The 12,412-nt window shown below is 69.5% G+C and carries 12 protein-coding genes; 3 read left to right on the forward strand and 9 right to left on the reverse strand.

Translation table 11 applies throughout. The features are described 5' to 3' along the window. Positions 1–84: 84 nt before the first annotated feature. On the reverse strand, positions 85–864 hold the full coding sequence (locus tag ACPYN9_RS02615) for a PIG-L deacetylase family protein (RefSeq protein WP_424463645.1): 780 nt from the start codon (positions 862–864) through the stop codon (positions 85–87). Beyond that, a complete protein-coding gene (locus tag ACPYN9_RS02620; RefSeq protein WP_424463647.1) occupies positions 857–2,119 on the reverse strand; it encodes a glycosyltransferase in 1,263 nt (420 codons plus the stop codon). Before ACPYN9_RS02620 ends, ACPYN9_RS02615 begins: the two co-directional genes overlap by 8 nt. Before the next feature lie 111 nt (positions 2,120–2,230). Here ACPYN9_RS02620 and ACPYN9_RS02625 point away from each other — a divergent pair, with 111 nt between their 5' ends. Beyond that, entirely contained in the window at positions 2,231–4,609 is a 2,379-nt protein-coding gene (locus ACPYN9_RS02625) for a glycoside hydrolase family 65 protein (protein ID WP_424463648.1), read from the forward strand. Positions 4,610–4,621: 12 nt separating this feature from the next. Here the strand turns inward: ACPYN9_RS02625 and ACPYN9_RS02630 are convergent, their stop codons facing one another. From ACPYN9_RS02630 to ACPYN9_RS02640, 3 genes are read right to left on the reverse strand one after another with little or no spacing between them, the layout of a single operon-like run. Then, positions 4,622–5,320, reverse strand: a complete 699-nt coding sequence (locus ACPYN9_RS02630; protein WP_424463650.1) for an RraA family protein — start codon at positions 5,318–5,320, stop codon at positions 4,622–4,624. 56 nt (positions 5,321–5,376) lie between these two features. Beyond that, complete coding sequence (locus ACPYN9_RS02635) at positions 5,377–6,432, reverse strand: ankyrin repeat domain-containing protein (RefSeq protein WP_424463652.1); 1,056 nt, start codon at positions 6,430–6,432, stop codon at positions 5,377–5,379. Positions 6,433–6,455: 23 nt separating this feature from the next. Beyond that, the gene (locus ACPYN9_RS02640; RefSeq protein ID WP_424463654.1) at positions 6,456–7,016 is read right to left on the reverse strand and encodes a recombinase family protein; all 561 of its coding nucleotides are present in this window, start codon (positions 7,014–7,016) and stop codon (positions 6,456–6,458) included. A gap of 130 nt (positions 7,017–7,146) precedes the next feature. On the opposite strand from ACPYN9_RS02640, the gene pcp reads away from it, so the two are divergent. Together pcp and ppk2 are read left to right on the forward strand one after the other, a co-directional pair. Continuing rightward, complete coding sequence (pcp, locus tag ACPYN9_RS02645; RefSeq protein ID WP_424463656.1) at positions 7,147–7,788, forward strand: pyroglutamyl-peptidase I; 642 nt, start codon at positions 7,147–7,149, stop codon at positions 7,786–7,788. A 128-nt stretch (positions 7,789–7,916) separates the two neighbouring features. After that, positions 7,917–8,822, forward strand: a complete 906-nt coding sequence (ppk2, locus tag ACPYN9_RS02650; protein ID WP_424463658.1) for a polyphosphate kinase 2 — start codon at positions 7,917–7,919, stop codon at positions 8,820–8,822. A 31-nt stretch (positions 8,823–8,853) separates the two neighbouring features. Here ppk2 and ACPYN9_RS02655 read toward each other — a convergent pair whose 3' ends face one another. The 4 genes from ACPYN9_RS02655 to ACPYN9_RS02670 all read right to left on the reverse strand — a co-directional run bounded on the left by ACPYN9_RS02655 (position 8,854) and on the right by ACPYN9_RS02670 (position 12,170). Beyond that, on the reverse strand, positions 8,854–10,032 hold the full coding sequence (locus ACPYN9_RS02655) for a Gfo/Idh/MocA family protein (RefSeq protein ID WP_424463659.1): 1,179 nt from the start codon (positions 10,030–10,032) through the stop codon (positions 8,854–8,856). After that, positions 10,029–10,895 (reverse strand): sugar phosphate isomerase/epimerase family protein, encoded by an 867-nt coding sequence (locus ACPYN9_RS02660; protein ID WP_424463661.1) that lies wholly within the window; start codon positions 10,893–10,895, stop codon positions 10,029–10,031. Before ACPYN9_RS02660 ends, ACPYN9_RS02655 begins: the two co-directional genes overlap by 4 nt. Positions 10,896–10,998: 103 nt before the next feature. Beyond that, the gene (locus ACPYN9_RS02665) at positions 10,999–11,580 is read right to left on the reverse strand and encodes a TetR/AcrR family transcriptional regulator (protein ID WP_424463663.1); all 582 of its coding nucleotides are present in this window, start codon (positions 11,578–11,580) and stop codon (positions 10,999–11,001) included. Positions 11,581–11,690: 110 nt separating this feature from the next. Further along, positions 11,691–12,170 carry a hypothetical protein gene (locus tag ACPYN9_RS02670; RefSeq protein WP_424463665.1) on the reverse strand — a complete coding sequence of 160 codons (480 nt, stop codon included), beginning with the start codon at positions 12,168–12,170 and terminating at the stop codon, positions 11,691–11,693. Between the last annotated feature and the right edge of the window lie 242 nt (positions 12,171–12,412).

Genomic DNA, 12,412 nt, shown 5'->3' on the forward strand with positions numbered 1-12,412 from the left:
GGCGAGCCTAAACGAGCGCCCTGCGCGATGACAGAGTGTGACGCCGCAGAACGCTGCCGCTCGGGGCGACCGGTGAGGTCGGGCCTACGCGACGACCTCCCGCAGCCCGATCGCGAGGTGCACATCCTGCCGCTGCCCGCCGGAGTGCACCAGACCAACACCATCAGCGTCGACCGTCAGCTGCGTGCGGTGACTGCGGAGCGCGGCGACAACCGCCGCCCGATGCCGCTCGAGCTCGTACCATTCGAGGTCGCCGATCTCGGCCGCGAGATCGCGCTCACTCTGCTCGACGAGCTCCGCGAAGCGCACGCCGGCGCCCCGCGCCGCAGCGAGGCTCGCTTCGCGCGCCCGAACGTGATCGGGGTGCCCGTACCCGCCCGTCGCGTCGTAGCTGATGACCAGGTCTGGGCCGTCGTGCGCGATGACGGCGGCGAGGTCGCCGATGACCTCCTCGACCGGTGCGACGCTCAGCGCGCGCAGGTTGGTCTCATCGGCGGGCCCCGCAAGCCCCGGCCGCAGCCAGCGCATCCCGGAGTCGCGGTACTCGCGCGGCTCGAGGCCCTCCGCCCGGGCCGGCGCGGTTCCGAGCCAGCGGTGCTCATCGATGCCGAGCGCATCCAGCGAACCGCGCAGCTCGCGCTCGCGCACTGCCGCAAGCTCCGCGACGGACGTGTCGGCGGCGAGCACGCCCTCGACGATCTCGCCGAGCTCGCCGCGCGTGCAGGTCACCAGGGTGACGCGAGCGCCGCGCTCGTGCAGCTCGCGGAGCAGGGCTCCGCCGGCCAGGGCTTCGTCGTCTGGATGCGCATGCACGACAAGTGCGTGGCGCACCGAGTCGAGCAGACTCGACCTCGCCTCAGGCACGAGCCGAGCCCGCTTCCCGCTCGGCGAGGAGCTCGCGGAACACGGCCAGCAGCCCCTCAGCGCTGAGGTCCCACGAGTGGGCCAGCGCGTGCTCGCGGGCGGCGGCGCTCATGCGCTCAGCGAGTGCGGGATCGCGCAGGATGCTCGCGATGGCCGCGGCCCAGTCGGCCGGTTCGCGAGACTCGAGCAGCGTGCCGGTGACGCCGTCGACGACGGCCTCGCGCAGCCCGCCTGCCGCGGCGGCGACGACGGGCACGCCGGACGCCGCCGCCTCGAGCGCGACCAGGCCGTACGTCTCGGAGTGCGAAGGAATCAACACCACGTCGACGGCCCGAAGCTGCGCCGCGAGAGCGTGCCTGCTGAGCGAGCCGATGTACTGCACGTGCCCGCCGAGCCCGTGCAGATCGACCGCGGCGTGCAGCTTCGCCTCGTAGTCGCGTCCGTCTTGGTCCGGCGGGGCCGCGCCCACGAGCACGTAGTCGGGGCGGACGTCGTCGTGGATGTCGGCGATCGCGTCGAGTGCCAGGTCGAAGCCCTTGAGCGGATGCAGGCGCCCGGCCGACAGGGCGCGCTTGGGTCGCGGCTCGCGTGCGGCTGGCTCGGCCCGCGCGTCCCAGGCCGGGAAGAACAGGTCGGCATCGACGCCCGGGGGCACGATGTGCGTGATCTCGGGGTTGCCGCCGAGTCGCGAGAGGACCGTCTCCCGCTCGGCCTTGCTCACGACGACGATCGCGTCGACGGACTTCGCGAGCATCGCCTCGCCCGCAAGACGACCAGGCGACTCGGCGCGTTCCCCGTCGGCGAGCGGCGTCGAGCTGTCGGCAGCGATGGAGTGGAAGCTCTGCACGAGGGGAATCCCCAGCTCGCGCGCGACCGGGAGCGCGGCGACGCCGGAGAACCAGTGCTGCGCGTGCAGCACGTCGACGGACAGTTCGCTCAGAAGTCGCGCGAGCGCATCCCGGAACTCATCGATAACGTATTCGTGCTCGCCCTTCGCGATGAGCCGAGCGGGGCCCGCGTCAAGGTTGTGGAGCCGCAGGTTCTCGCCGAGCGACGCGGTGGGGGGCGAATCGGGGTCACTGCGCCTCGTGACGAGTTCGACCTGATGTCCGCGGGCGGCGAGCGCCTGGGCCTGTGCCAGTACGACGACGTTCATGCCGCCCGCGTCCTTCGTGCCCGGCTCGTCGAGGGGGGAGGTGTGGAGCACGACAAACGCGATGCGGAGGGGGCGCTCATCGGGGAGGACGTCAGGCATGCCTCTGACCGTAGAGCTAGCGGCCGCAGTTCGCCATTCGGGATGCGCCGGGTTACGTGTCGTCGTCGCCACCATGCGACGTCCAGATGCGCCTCTGTAGCCTTCCACCTCATGAGCCGCCCACTCCCCTTCGACGTCGCTCCCTGGAGCCTCGGCCTTTCCGACCTCGATGTCGACGACGATCAGCTCGCGCACCTCGAATCGGTGTTCGCGCTGTCGAACGGGCACATTGGCTGGCGAGCGAACTTGGACGAAGGCGAACCGCACGCGGTGCTCGGCACCTACGTCAACGGGGTCTTCGAGGACCACCCGATGCCGTACGCCGAGGACGGGTACGGCTACCCGGAGACGGGGCAGAGCGTCGTGAACGTGCAGAACGGCCAGGTGCTTCGCCTCTTCGTGGACGACGAGCCGCTGGACCTCCGTCGTGGCACGGTCATCTGCCACGAGCAGCGCCTCGATTTCCGGGCGGGGACGCTGCGACGCGACGTGGAGTGGACGTCGCCCGCGGGACGCACGGTGAAGATCACGAGCATCCGCTTGGTCTCGCTCACTCACCGCTCAATCGCGGCCGTGCGATACGAGGTTCAGGCCGTCGGCGGTGCGATGCACGTGAGCGTGCAGTCGGAGATTGTGGCGAACGAGCACATGCCGGATGTGCATCCCGACGAGAGGGTCAACGATCAGCTCGACGAGCCCTTCGAGGGGCTCGGCCATCACGCGCTCGGCAACGCCGCGACGCTCGTGCATCGCACGCTTCGCAGCGGCATCAGCATTGCCGTGACCATGGACAACGTCGTGACGGGCACGGGAGTCGAAACCCCGAGCGTCGAGACGGAGACCTCGCAGGACCTCGCTCGCACGACAGTGAGCGTGCGCCTGGCCGACGGTGAAGCCGTGGCGGTCACAAAGTACGTCGGCCACGAGTTCTCCTCATCTCTGTCACCGGAAGCGCTGCGGGACCGGGCGGAAGGGGCCGTCGACGACGCCCGCCGCGCCGGCTGGGAGCAGGTGCTCGCCGACCAGCGCGCCCACCTCGACGACTTCTGGGCGTGCGCAGATGTCGAGATCGACGGGTCTCCTCGTCTGCAGCAAGCCGCGCGCTTCGCGCTCTTCCACGTCTATCAGTCGGCGGCGAGGCTCGAGGTGCGCTCCGTGCCGGGCAAGGGGCTCACGGGCGCTGGGTACCAGGGGCACACGTTCTGGGACTTCGAGGGGTACGTGCTCCCGGTGCTCTCGGCGACCGCGCCGGCCGCCGCCGAGCAGGCACTGCGCTGGCGGCACTCGACCTTGGACTACGCGCGCGAACGCGCGAAGCAGCTGAGCCTCGAGGGAGCAGCCTTCGCGTGGCGCACCATCGACGGGCGCGAGAGCTCCGGGTATTGGCCGGCGAGCACCGCCGCCTTCCACGTCAATGCCGACATCGCGGCCGCCATGGTGCACCACATCCGCACCACCGGCGACGAGCGTTTCGAACGCGAGGTCGCCGTGGACGTCCTCGTGGAGACGGCCCGCCTGTGGTGTTCGCTCGGACGCTGGGACGACGACGGCGGCTTCCACGTTGATGGCGTCACCGGACCGGACGAGTATTCCGCGCTCGTCGACGACAACACGTACACGAACCTGATGGCGCGGCTCAACCTGCGCGCTGCGGCGGCGGTCGCTGAACGTCACCACGCGGAGGCTGCGGCGCTGGGCGTCGACGACGACGAGATCACGCGATGGGTCGGCACCGCAGACGCCATCGTCGTGCCGTTCGACGAGCGTCGCGGCGTGCATCCGCACGCGGCCGGGTCGACCGACCTGGAAGCATGGGATTTCCCTGCCACCGCCGCCAACCAGTACCCGCTGCAGGAGCACTTCCCCTACTTCCAGCTGTACCGCAAGCAGGTCATCAAGCAGGCTGACCTCGTGCTCGCCCTGTACTTCGCGCACGACACGTTCACCCACGAGCAGAAGAAGCGCGCGTTCGAGTACTCGGAAGGGCTGACGGTGCGCGACTCCTCGCTGTCGGCATCGGTCCAGTCGATCCTGGCCGCCGAGGTCGGCCACCTGCAGCTCGCGGCCGACTACCTGGCAGAGGCCGCGACGCTCGACCTCGACGACCTGCGCGACAACACGTCGCAGGGCCTGCACCTCGCCTCACTCGCCGGGATCTGGACGGCCGTCACCGCTGGACTCGGCGGGCTCCGCGAGAGCGACGCGGGGCTCAAGTTCGCGCCTCGCCTCCCCGAGCAGCTCACGCGCATCCGGTTCGGGATGCTCGTACAGGGGCGACGACTGCACGTCGAGATCCGTCCCGAGTCGACGACCTACCTGCTGAGCGCCGGCGACCCGCTGCGCGTGCGTCACTTCGATGCGGAGCTCGAACTGACGGCTGGCCACGCGGTCACGGCCGACACCCCGTCGCTGGCCGCCCCTGGCCCCGCCCCAGCGCAGCCGGAGCATCGTGCTCCGCGACCATTCGCGGAGGCCATGCGGGAACAGTGACCGCCGTCGGCGTCACTCCTCGATAGCGCCTCCGAGGCCGCGCAGGTGCTCGCGGAAGCCGATGCCACGCTCGGCGCGCGCACGCAGGTAGTCGCCGAAGTGCACCTGCTGGCGCAGCGACGTCCCCTCGTGCATGAGGCCCGCCTGGCGGCGTTCGGTGTCACGGATGCTCGCAGCGAGTTCAGCGAGCTCGGCGGCACGGCCGAGCGGCACGAAGATGGCGCCGTCGTCGGCGGCGAGCACGACGTCGTCGCGCGTGACGATGTGCTTGCCGACCCGGGCTTGGACAAGCGCATCAACGGGACTCGTGCGCACCTCGAGCGGGCCGGTCGGTGAGGCGCCGAGGCTCAGCACCGGAAGCCCGATGCTGCGCAGCTCCGGCGTGTCCCGGTGCAGGCCCCAGATGACGATGCCGCTCAGGCCCGCCTTCGCCGCCTCGAGCGCGACGAGGTCTCCAACGCACGCCTCGTCGAGGTTGCCGCCGTCATCGACGACGAGCACGTCGCCAGGTTCCGCGCCCTCCATGGCCTCGAGAAACACGTCGACACTTCCCGTGTGCTGCGCCGGCAGCACACGGCCGACAGCATGCGTCCCAGGGAAGACTGGCCGCATCGACGAGGGCGCGACACGCACGGGAAGGCCGAGGCGGATGCACGCATCCGCAACGTGCGGGGTCGTGAGGTCCGCGAAGGGGGCAAGTGGGTCGTTCATCGGTGCTCTTCCTGTGATCGTTCGGAGCCTGGCAGGTCCGCGCCGTTCGTCGCGGCCTATCGCCGGTAGTTCGGCTTCGGCAGCTCGACACGGTCGGGGTTCAGCAGCACCCAGGCCACGGCAAGCTCGGTGAGTACGTCCACCGCTGCTTCGTCGTAGCTCCCGCCCGCCAGACTCGCGACCGCCTCGTCGGCCCTTGCGAGGTCGTCGGAGCCGAGGGCGCTGCCGGAGCGCACGTGCACCCGGTACGCCTCGAGCATCCGGTCGAAGTCCTTGTCCCAGTTGCCGCCGCCGTTGCCGAGGAGCTCGTTGCCGACCCGGCCGGCGATGCGCACGACTTCACCCTGCACGCTCTCAGCCGGTCCGCCTCCCGGCACGAGCATCTTCCACAGCTCGCTGAACTGGGCCTTCCAACCGTCAGTGGTCACAGTGATGGGCTCGCCCGGCGCCAGCACGCGCGGTGGCACCGACGGCTCGACGCCCAGGAGCTCGAACAGCTCGTGAAGCTGCGCCAACGTCGCCTCGGAGCCCTTGCCACGAGCGATGAGGCCTTGCAGCTCCGACATCGTCTGGCGCAGGTATTTCGGGGTGTCCCCGGAGACGGTCGCGCCGCGGGCGACGAAGATGCGAGCGACCTCGAGCGCGCGGGGTGCGTGGTAGTCCTTCATGCGCGTCATCGCCCGGTCGAGTGCGGTCTCTGCTCGAGAACCGAACGTCTGCAGCGGGTCGGCTCCCGCGTCGAACAGCAGCTGGAGGCCGTCGGTGTTCATGTACTCCGCGGCGGACGCCAGCGGCGAGGAGTGGCCCGTGATGTTGGGGTCGGCGCCGTGCTCGAGCAGCACCTCGACGACGTCGAGCTTCGTGTTCCACTTCGAGTGGTGGGTGAGGGCAGTGTTGCCGAACCGGTCGGTCAGGTTGGGGTCTGCCCCGTGCTCGAGCAGCCAGCGGGCGCCGTCGGCGTCGAGCCGGTCGCTCATGAGCGCCGATTCCTTGTTGAAGTCGCGGCCGAGGGCGTTCACCTCGACTTTCGCGAAGATCTCCTCGAGCTCGGCGATCGTGTAGGTGTCGCCGCGACGGAACTCCTTCGGCAGGGTGGTGCGCTTCTTCGGCATGCTCGTCTCCTCGGCGTCTTCGGTCAGAGTCGCTTGATCGGCATCGTGAGGCCATGCAGGGCGGGTGGATGCGTGCCGCCGGCCACCTCGGGCAGCTCGCCGCCGCTTGTCCTGGGCTTGCCGTCGGGGGCCCTGCGCGGGCGTTCGCCAAGGTCGCCCTCCGCCGCTCGCCGCTGGCTGAGCGCCTCAAGGACGCGCTCGCGTTTGAGTGCCGACTCCGCTTTCGAGAGCGCGGCCATGACGGTGAACAGCATCGACCCCGTCGGCGTCGACGTGTCGACGTCGACCCCGTCGAGGTCAAGCACCCGCAGTGCGATTCCCTCGGCGCGCAGCTCGGCGGCCAGCGTCAGCAGATCGCCGGTCGAGCGTCCCAGCCGGTCGAGGGTCGGGACGACCAACGTGTCGCCGTTGCCAAGCGCCTGCAGCGCTGCGTCGAGCGCGGGCAGGGATGCGTGCCCGCCGTTCTCAGGCCGGTCGACGTGCAGGTTCTCCGGGGTCACGCCGGCTGCGCGAAGGTCGATTTCCTGCTGATCAGTGCCCTGCTGTCGGGTCGAGACTCGGGCGTAGCCGATGAGTCTTGCCACGGTGCTCCTGTCGCCGAACCAACGTCGAGACCGCGACTCTACCAATCGTGCTCCACCGCACGACTCCGACAGCACCGCGTAGCGTTGAGCGTGTCTTCCCGGCCGACGCATCCATCACCAGGAGCCCAGCATGCCCACAGTTCTCCTCACCGGCTTCGAACCTTTTGGCGGCGACACCAGCAACCCGTCGTGGGCGGCCGTGCAGGACGTGCGCGACACCTGGGTCGGCGAAGCCGAGCTCCACGTGCGTCAGCTGCCGGTGGACTTTGCGCGAGTGGATGACGCGCTGCGAGCAGCGCTCGCCGAGGTGAACCCCGACGTGGTGGTCTGCGTCGGCCTCGCCGGCGGCTCCGCGTCGCTCGCGGTCGAGCGGGTGGCCATCAACGTCGATGACGCCCGCATCCCAGACAACGGCGGCTTCCAGCCCATCGACGAGCCGGTCGTCGACGGCGGCCCGGCCGCGTACTTCAGCACGCTCCCCATCAAGGCGGCCGTCGAGGCCGTCCGCGCGGCGGGCATCCCCGCAGCGGTCTCGCAGACCGCGGGCACCTACACGTGCAACCACGTCTTCTATCTGCTCATGCACGAGCTCCAACAGCGGCCAGGTGCGCGGGGCGGCTTTGTGCACATCCCCTACTCTTCGCTGGAGGCGGCCGGAACGGACCGCCCGCACTTGCGTCTCGAGCAGCTCACGTCCGGCCTCACCGCCGTGGTCGAGGCCACGCTCTCGAACCAGACCGACGTCAAGGTCGGCGGCGGCACCCTCGACTGAAACGGCACGCGCCGCTGCAGCCTTCCGTGCGCGCGTACACGAATCGTTCGCCTGAATGCGCGAGCATGCGAACGTGACGGCGACGCGCATCCGCTCCGTGCCTCGCCCCTGACCCTCCGGAGGTACGCATGGCCATCGACCAACCCCAGGATCTGCGCGAATACATCGAGCACCTGCGCACACTCGGCTACTCGGTGCGTGACGGCCACACGCACGACCCGGACCTCATCGACCCCCAAGGCAACCCCGTCTACACGTGGCAGGAGGGGTACCCGTACGAGGAACGTCTCAGCCGTGAGGAATACGAGAGCGAGAAGTACCGCCTGCAGGTCGAACTGCTGAAATGCCAGTACTGGATGGAGGACAACGACCGGCGCGCCGTGATCCTCTTCGAAGGCCGAGACGCCGCGGGAAAGGGCGGCACCATCAAGCGCTTCACGGAGCACCTCAACCCGCGCAAAGCGCGCGTCGTCGCCCTCGCGAAGCCCAGCGACCGCGAGCGCGGGCAGTGGTTCTTCCAGCGGTACATCCAGCACCTCCCCACCGACGGCGAGCTCGTGCTCTTCGACCGCTCCTGGTACAACCGCTCCGGCGTTGAACGCGTCATGGGGTTCTGCACCGATGACGAGCACGCCCAGTTCATGCAGCAGGCGCCGGCATTCGAGAAGATGCTGGTCGACTCCGGCATTCACGTCACCAAGTTCTGGTTCTCGGTGTCGCGCACCGAACAGCGCACACGCTTCGCGATCCGCCAGCTCGACCCGGTGCGGCGCTGGAAGCTCTCCCCCATGGACCTCGCCTCCCTCGACCGGTGGGAGGACTACACGGCCGCGAAGGAGGAGACCTTCCGCCTCACCGACAAGAAGCACGCGCCGTGGACCATCATCCGCTCCAACGACAAGAAGCGGGCGCGCCTCAACGCGATGCGCTTCTGGCTCGGCCAGTTCGACTACGAGGGCAAGGACCACGACGTCGTCACGAAGCCCGACCCGCTGCTCGTCATGCGCGGCAAGCAGGAGACGGCGGACGAGTAAGGGGCGCCGGGGTCAGCGGCGCCCCCTGGGCTCAGCCGCCGAGCGTCGCCGCGAACGGGTCGCGCGTGTGGTCGACGAGCGGAACCGCCTCGACGGTGCTCTCGATCGCGACGACCCTGCCAGCAGCCGCCGACTCCTCGATGGCGAGCATGATGTCGAGCACGTGCAGCGCGAGCTCGCCGGTCGCGACGTGCGGAGCTCCCTCGCGGATGCCCCTGGCCATGTCGAGCGCACCGTAGCCGCGACCCGTGACCGTGCCCTCCTCCGCGTAGTCCTCCCACGTCGGCTCGAGCGTCTCCGAGTACTCCTGCGGGTGGCGCGCGACTCGCGTCGCGCCGTCGGCGTGGTTCGGGTCCGGAGTCAGCAGCATGCCGCCCTCGCCGATGATCTCGACGGTGCCCATCTCAGCGAGCGGCGAGTCGTTGCTGAAGGTGAGCTGCGCGCTCGCCCCGCTCTCGAACGTGACCAGCGCATCCACATGCGTGAGCACCTCCACCGGGAACGACTGGCCTGCGTTGGGGCCGAGCTTGACGGTGCGGCTCGCTTTCGCCGTCGAGCCCGTCGCGTAGACCTTCGAGGCCGGCCCGAACGCGCTCACGAGTGTGGTCACGTAGTACGGGCCCATGTCGAGCAGCGGGCCGCCACCCCTCGCGAAGAGGAAGGCCGGGTTCGGGTGGAACAGGTCAGGGCCCGAGTAGCGCATCATCGTGCGGGCCGTGAGCGGTGTGCCGACGACGCCGGCGGCGAGGTGCCGGAGGGCGGTCTGGATGCCCGGGTTCAGCACCGTGTCCGGCGCCACGCCCACGCGCAGGCCGGCCGCGTCCGCCGCGTCAAGGAGCGCCCTCGCCTCCTCGCGGTTGATGCCGATGGGCTTCTCGATCCACACGTGCTTGCCCGCCGCAATCGCGTCGAGCGCAACCGGCACGTGCGCGGCCGGGATGGTGAGGTTGATGACGATCTCGACGTCGTCGTTCGCGAGCACCGACGCGGGCGATCCCGAGAACGGAACCCCGTAGGCCGCCGCTTTCTCGGCCGCGAGCGCCTCATTGAGGTCACCGAGCGCGACGACCTTGACGTCGGGGAAACGCGTCAGGTTGTCGAGATAGGCGTTGCTGATCATGCCCGTGCCGATGATACCGATGCCGACTGGGCCCGAGTTCTGGCTGGCACCACGCCCGGGAGCGGCACCCGAGTGCTGCGCGTCGCTCATGCGCCCTGCTCCTGTTGCTGCTGGAAGCGCTGCAGGTAGGTGAAGCTCTCGGCGATGGCGCCGAAGATGTCGCCGGCGAAGTGATCGAACTCGATGACCGCGAACTCGGCAGAGGGCGTCGCCTCCAGCGCCGCAGCCAGCGGGATGCTCCCCTGGCCGGCCGGCAGCTGCCCGAGCCCCGCGGGCTCGAACGGCGCATCCGTCACAAACGGATTGTCGACCTGCGGGCCGTCCTTGATGTGCAGCGCCTTTACCCGGTCGCCCAGCCGACGAAGCAGCTCCGGCGCATCCACACCCCCGATGTGCGCCCAGTACACGTCGACTTCGAGCACCACCTCGTCGTCGAGCAGCCCCGCGAAGTACTCGAGGGCCGAGACACCATCGATGCTGTTGCTGAGCTCCCACGCGTGATTGTGGTAGCCGACGCGGAGGCCGTGATCGGCGGCGACCTTCGCTGCCTCGTTGAGGGCGGCGGCCGTCTCCTCGACGGCTTCGCGAGTCGACCAGTCGAAGACGGCAGGGTCGATGACGTACTCCATGCCGAGCGTTTTGGCCGCCGCAAACGTCTCAGCGTGGCTCGGCACCGGCGTCGTCACGCCCTCGCGCGTGTCCTCCTTGGCGACCAGCATCGCGTGCCCCGTCGGCGCTGCGATGCCGTGGCGCGTGAACGCGGCCGCCAGCTCGTCGGCACGGTCGACGAAGGCGAACGCCTCAACGTTGCGCAGACCGATGTCGCTGAGGCGCGCGAGCGTTCCGTCGAGGTCGGCCTCGAGGTGCGAGTTGACGCTGTAGAGCTGGAGTGAGGTGGCCGGATGCGGCACGCGCGCGTGCGGGGAGGGCGCTTCTGGTCGAGTGGTTGGCACGGTGACTCCTGTGTCGGTTGGCGTCCGCCACATCGCGTCCGCTCTCCCCTCAGACGCTACTAGAAAATTTCCAGTTGGCAACTTTCAGGTTTGAGTGAACGCGTCACTCCGCCCCGAGCCGCTCCAGCAGGCCGAGCGTCGCCGCGACATCGATACTCGGGTCCAGCAGCCACCGCACCTGCAGGCCGTCAGACGCAGCCATGATCAGATCCACCAGCATCGCCGCATCTGCGCGCTTCCCCTCAGGAAGCGCCGCGAGCTGGCCGCCGAGCTCCACCGCCAGCTCGACCCTGGCCTTCGCGAAGCGCTCCGTGAAGAACGCCCGCGCCGGGCCATCTCCGACCTCGACCGACTTCGCGAGCATCTCCGTGAACAGCGACACCATCCCCGGGAATTGCACGTTGAACTCAGCACTCAACCGCATCCGCTGCACCAGCGACACGGGAACAGGCATCCGCTCGTCATTGACCCGGTCATGCTCACGGATCACCGCGACCAGCAGACCCTCCCGCGACCCGAAGTAATGGGTGAGCATGCCATGCGAGACCCCGAGAGCCTCACCAATCGCGCGGAGGGACGCCCCGCTCGCGCCGGTCTCGCGGAGCGTGCCATACGCGCGCTCCAAGATCTCGCGCTTCCGCTCGACACCCTTCGCGTACCGTCCCCGTGCTCCGTCTGCTGCCACGCCCTGCATCGTAGCCGGGGCGAGGCCAACGAGGTCTTCGGAGGGTGGCACGGCGGAGTGGGCGCGGCGGAGTGGGCGCGGCGCTTTCGCTACCTGCCCGGTAGCACCGGCTAGGCGTCCTCCGCAGGGCGCGCCTCGTGGTCGCGGGCGCCGTGCGTGCGCCGGTCCTCCTTCATCGCAGCCTCGGCGAGGTGCCGTCGACCACCGACGAGCCGCTCCCGCACCTCCCGCTCGGCAGCGCGGAACGGCTCCCAGTACGTCTCGTCATAGTCTTCGACGACCTGGAACGTCCACCGCCCCTCGATTACGTTCCGGCCGACGAGCTCCTCGTCGAGACGATCGGCAATCTCCGCGTGGCCCGCATCCCGCAGCGCCTCGGACGCCTCCCCAAGTGCAAGATCGGCGGCACCCGTCAGCCGGTGGAACCCGTACAGCAGCCCCCGCGCCTGATCGACCATTTCGAGCGCCTCCGTGACCTTCCCCACGGCCGCGACCGTCGCCTCATCGACACCCGCAGGTGACTGATGCTCCACCCCGGGCCGTTCCCGCGGATCGTCGTCCGTGAAGTTCACGTCGTTGCGTTCGCTCATGCGCCGTTGCTCTCGCTCATGCACCGATTGTGTCGGGCGAGCCTGGGCGACCCATGGAGCCTTCACCGCGGTGCACCGGCGACCGCCTTGACCGCCGTTCTCCCACAATCCGCAGCGCGGACCGCCCCACCCTCAGCATTGGGCCCACCCCGACCCGGGCGGAAGGCAAGTCCACCCCGACCGAAGTGGAACGTAAGTCCACCGGCCCAAAATTGGCCCGGGCGCCCAACACCGTCGCCGCC

It is taken from the genome of Pseudoclavibacter helvolus, assembly GCF_049707175.1.
Classification (GTDB): domain Bacteria; phylum Actinomycetota; class Actinomycetes; order Actinomycetales; family Microbacteriaceae; genus Pseudoclavibacter; species Pseudoclavibacter helvolus_A.

Bases quoted from the DNA above. Each gene is read 5' to 3' on its own strand.
- ACPYN9_RS02620 (WP_424463647.1), bottom strand. From the start codon at position 2,119: ATGCCTGACGTCCTCCCCGATGAGCGCCCCCTCCGCATCGCGTTTGTC.
- ACPYN9_RS02625 (WP_424463648.1), top strand. From the start codon at position 2,231: ATGAGCCGCCCACTCCCCTTCGACGTCGCTCCCTGGAGCCTCGGCCTT.
- ACPYN9_RS02630 (WP_424463650.1), bottom strand. From the start codon at position 5,320: ATGAACGACCCACTTGCCCCCTTCGCGGACCTCACGACCCCGCACGTT.
- ACPYN9_RS02635 (WP_424463652.1), bottom strand. From the start codon at position 6,432: ATGCCGAAGAAGCGCACCACCCTGCCGAAGGAGTTCCGTCGCGGCGAC.
- pcp (WP_424463656.1), top strand. From the start codon at position 7,147: ATGCCCACAGTTCTCCTCACCGGCTTCGAACCTTTTGGCGGCGACACC.
- ppk2 (WP_424463658.1), top strand. From the start codon at position 7,917: ATGGCCATCGACCAACCCCAGGATCTGCGCGAATACATCGAGCACCTG.
- ACPYN9_RS02655 (WP_424463659.1), bottom strand. From the start codon at position 10,032: ATGAGCGACGCGCAGCACTCGGGTGCCGCTCCCGGGCGTGGTGCCAGC.
- ACPYN9_RS02670 (WP_424463665.1), bottom strand. From the start codon at position 12,170: ATGAGCGAACGCAACGACGTGAACTTCACGGACGACGATCCGCGGGAA.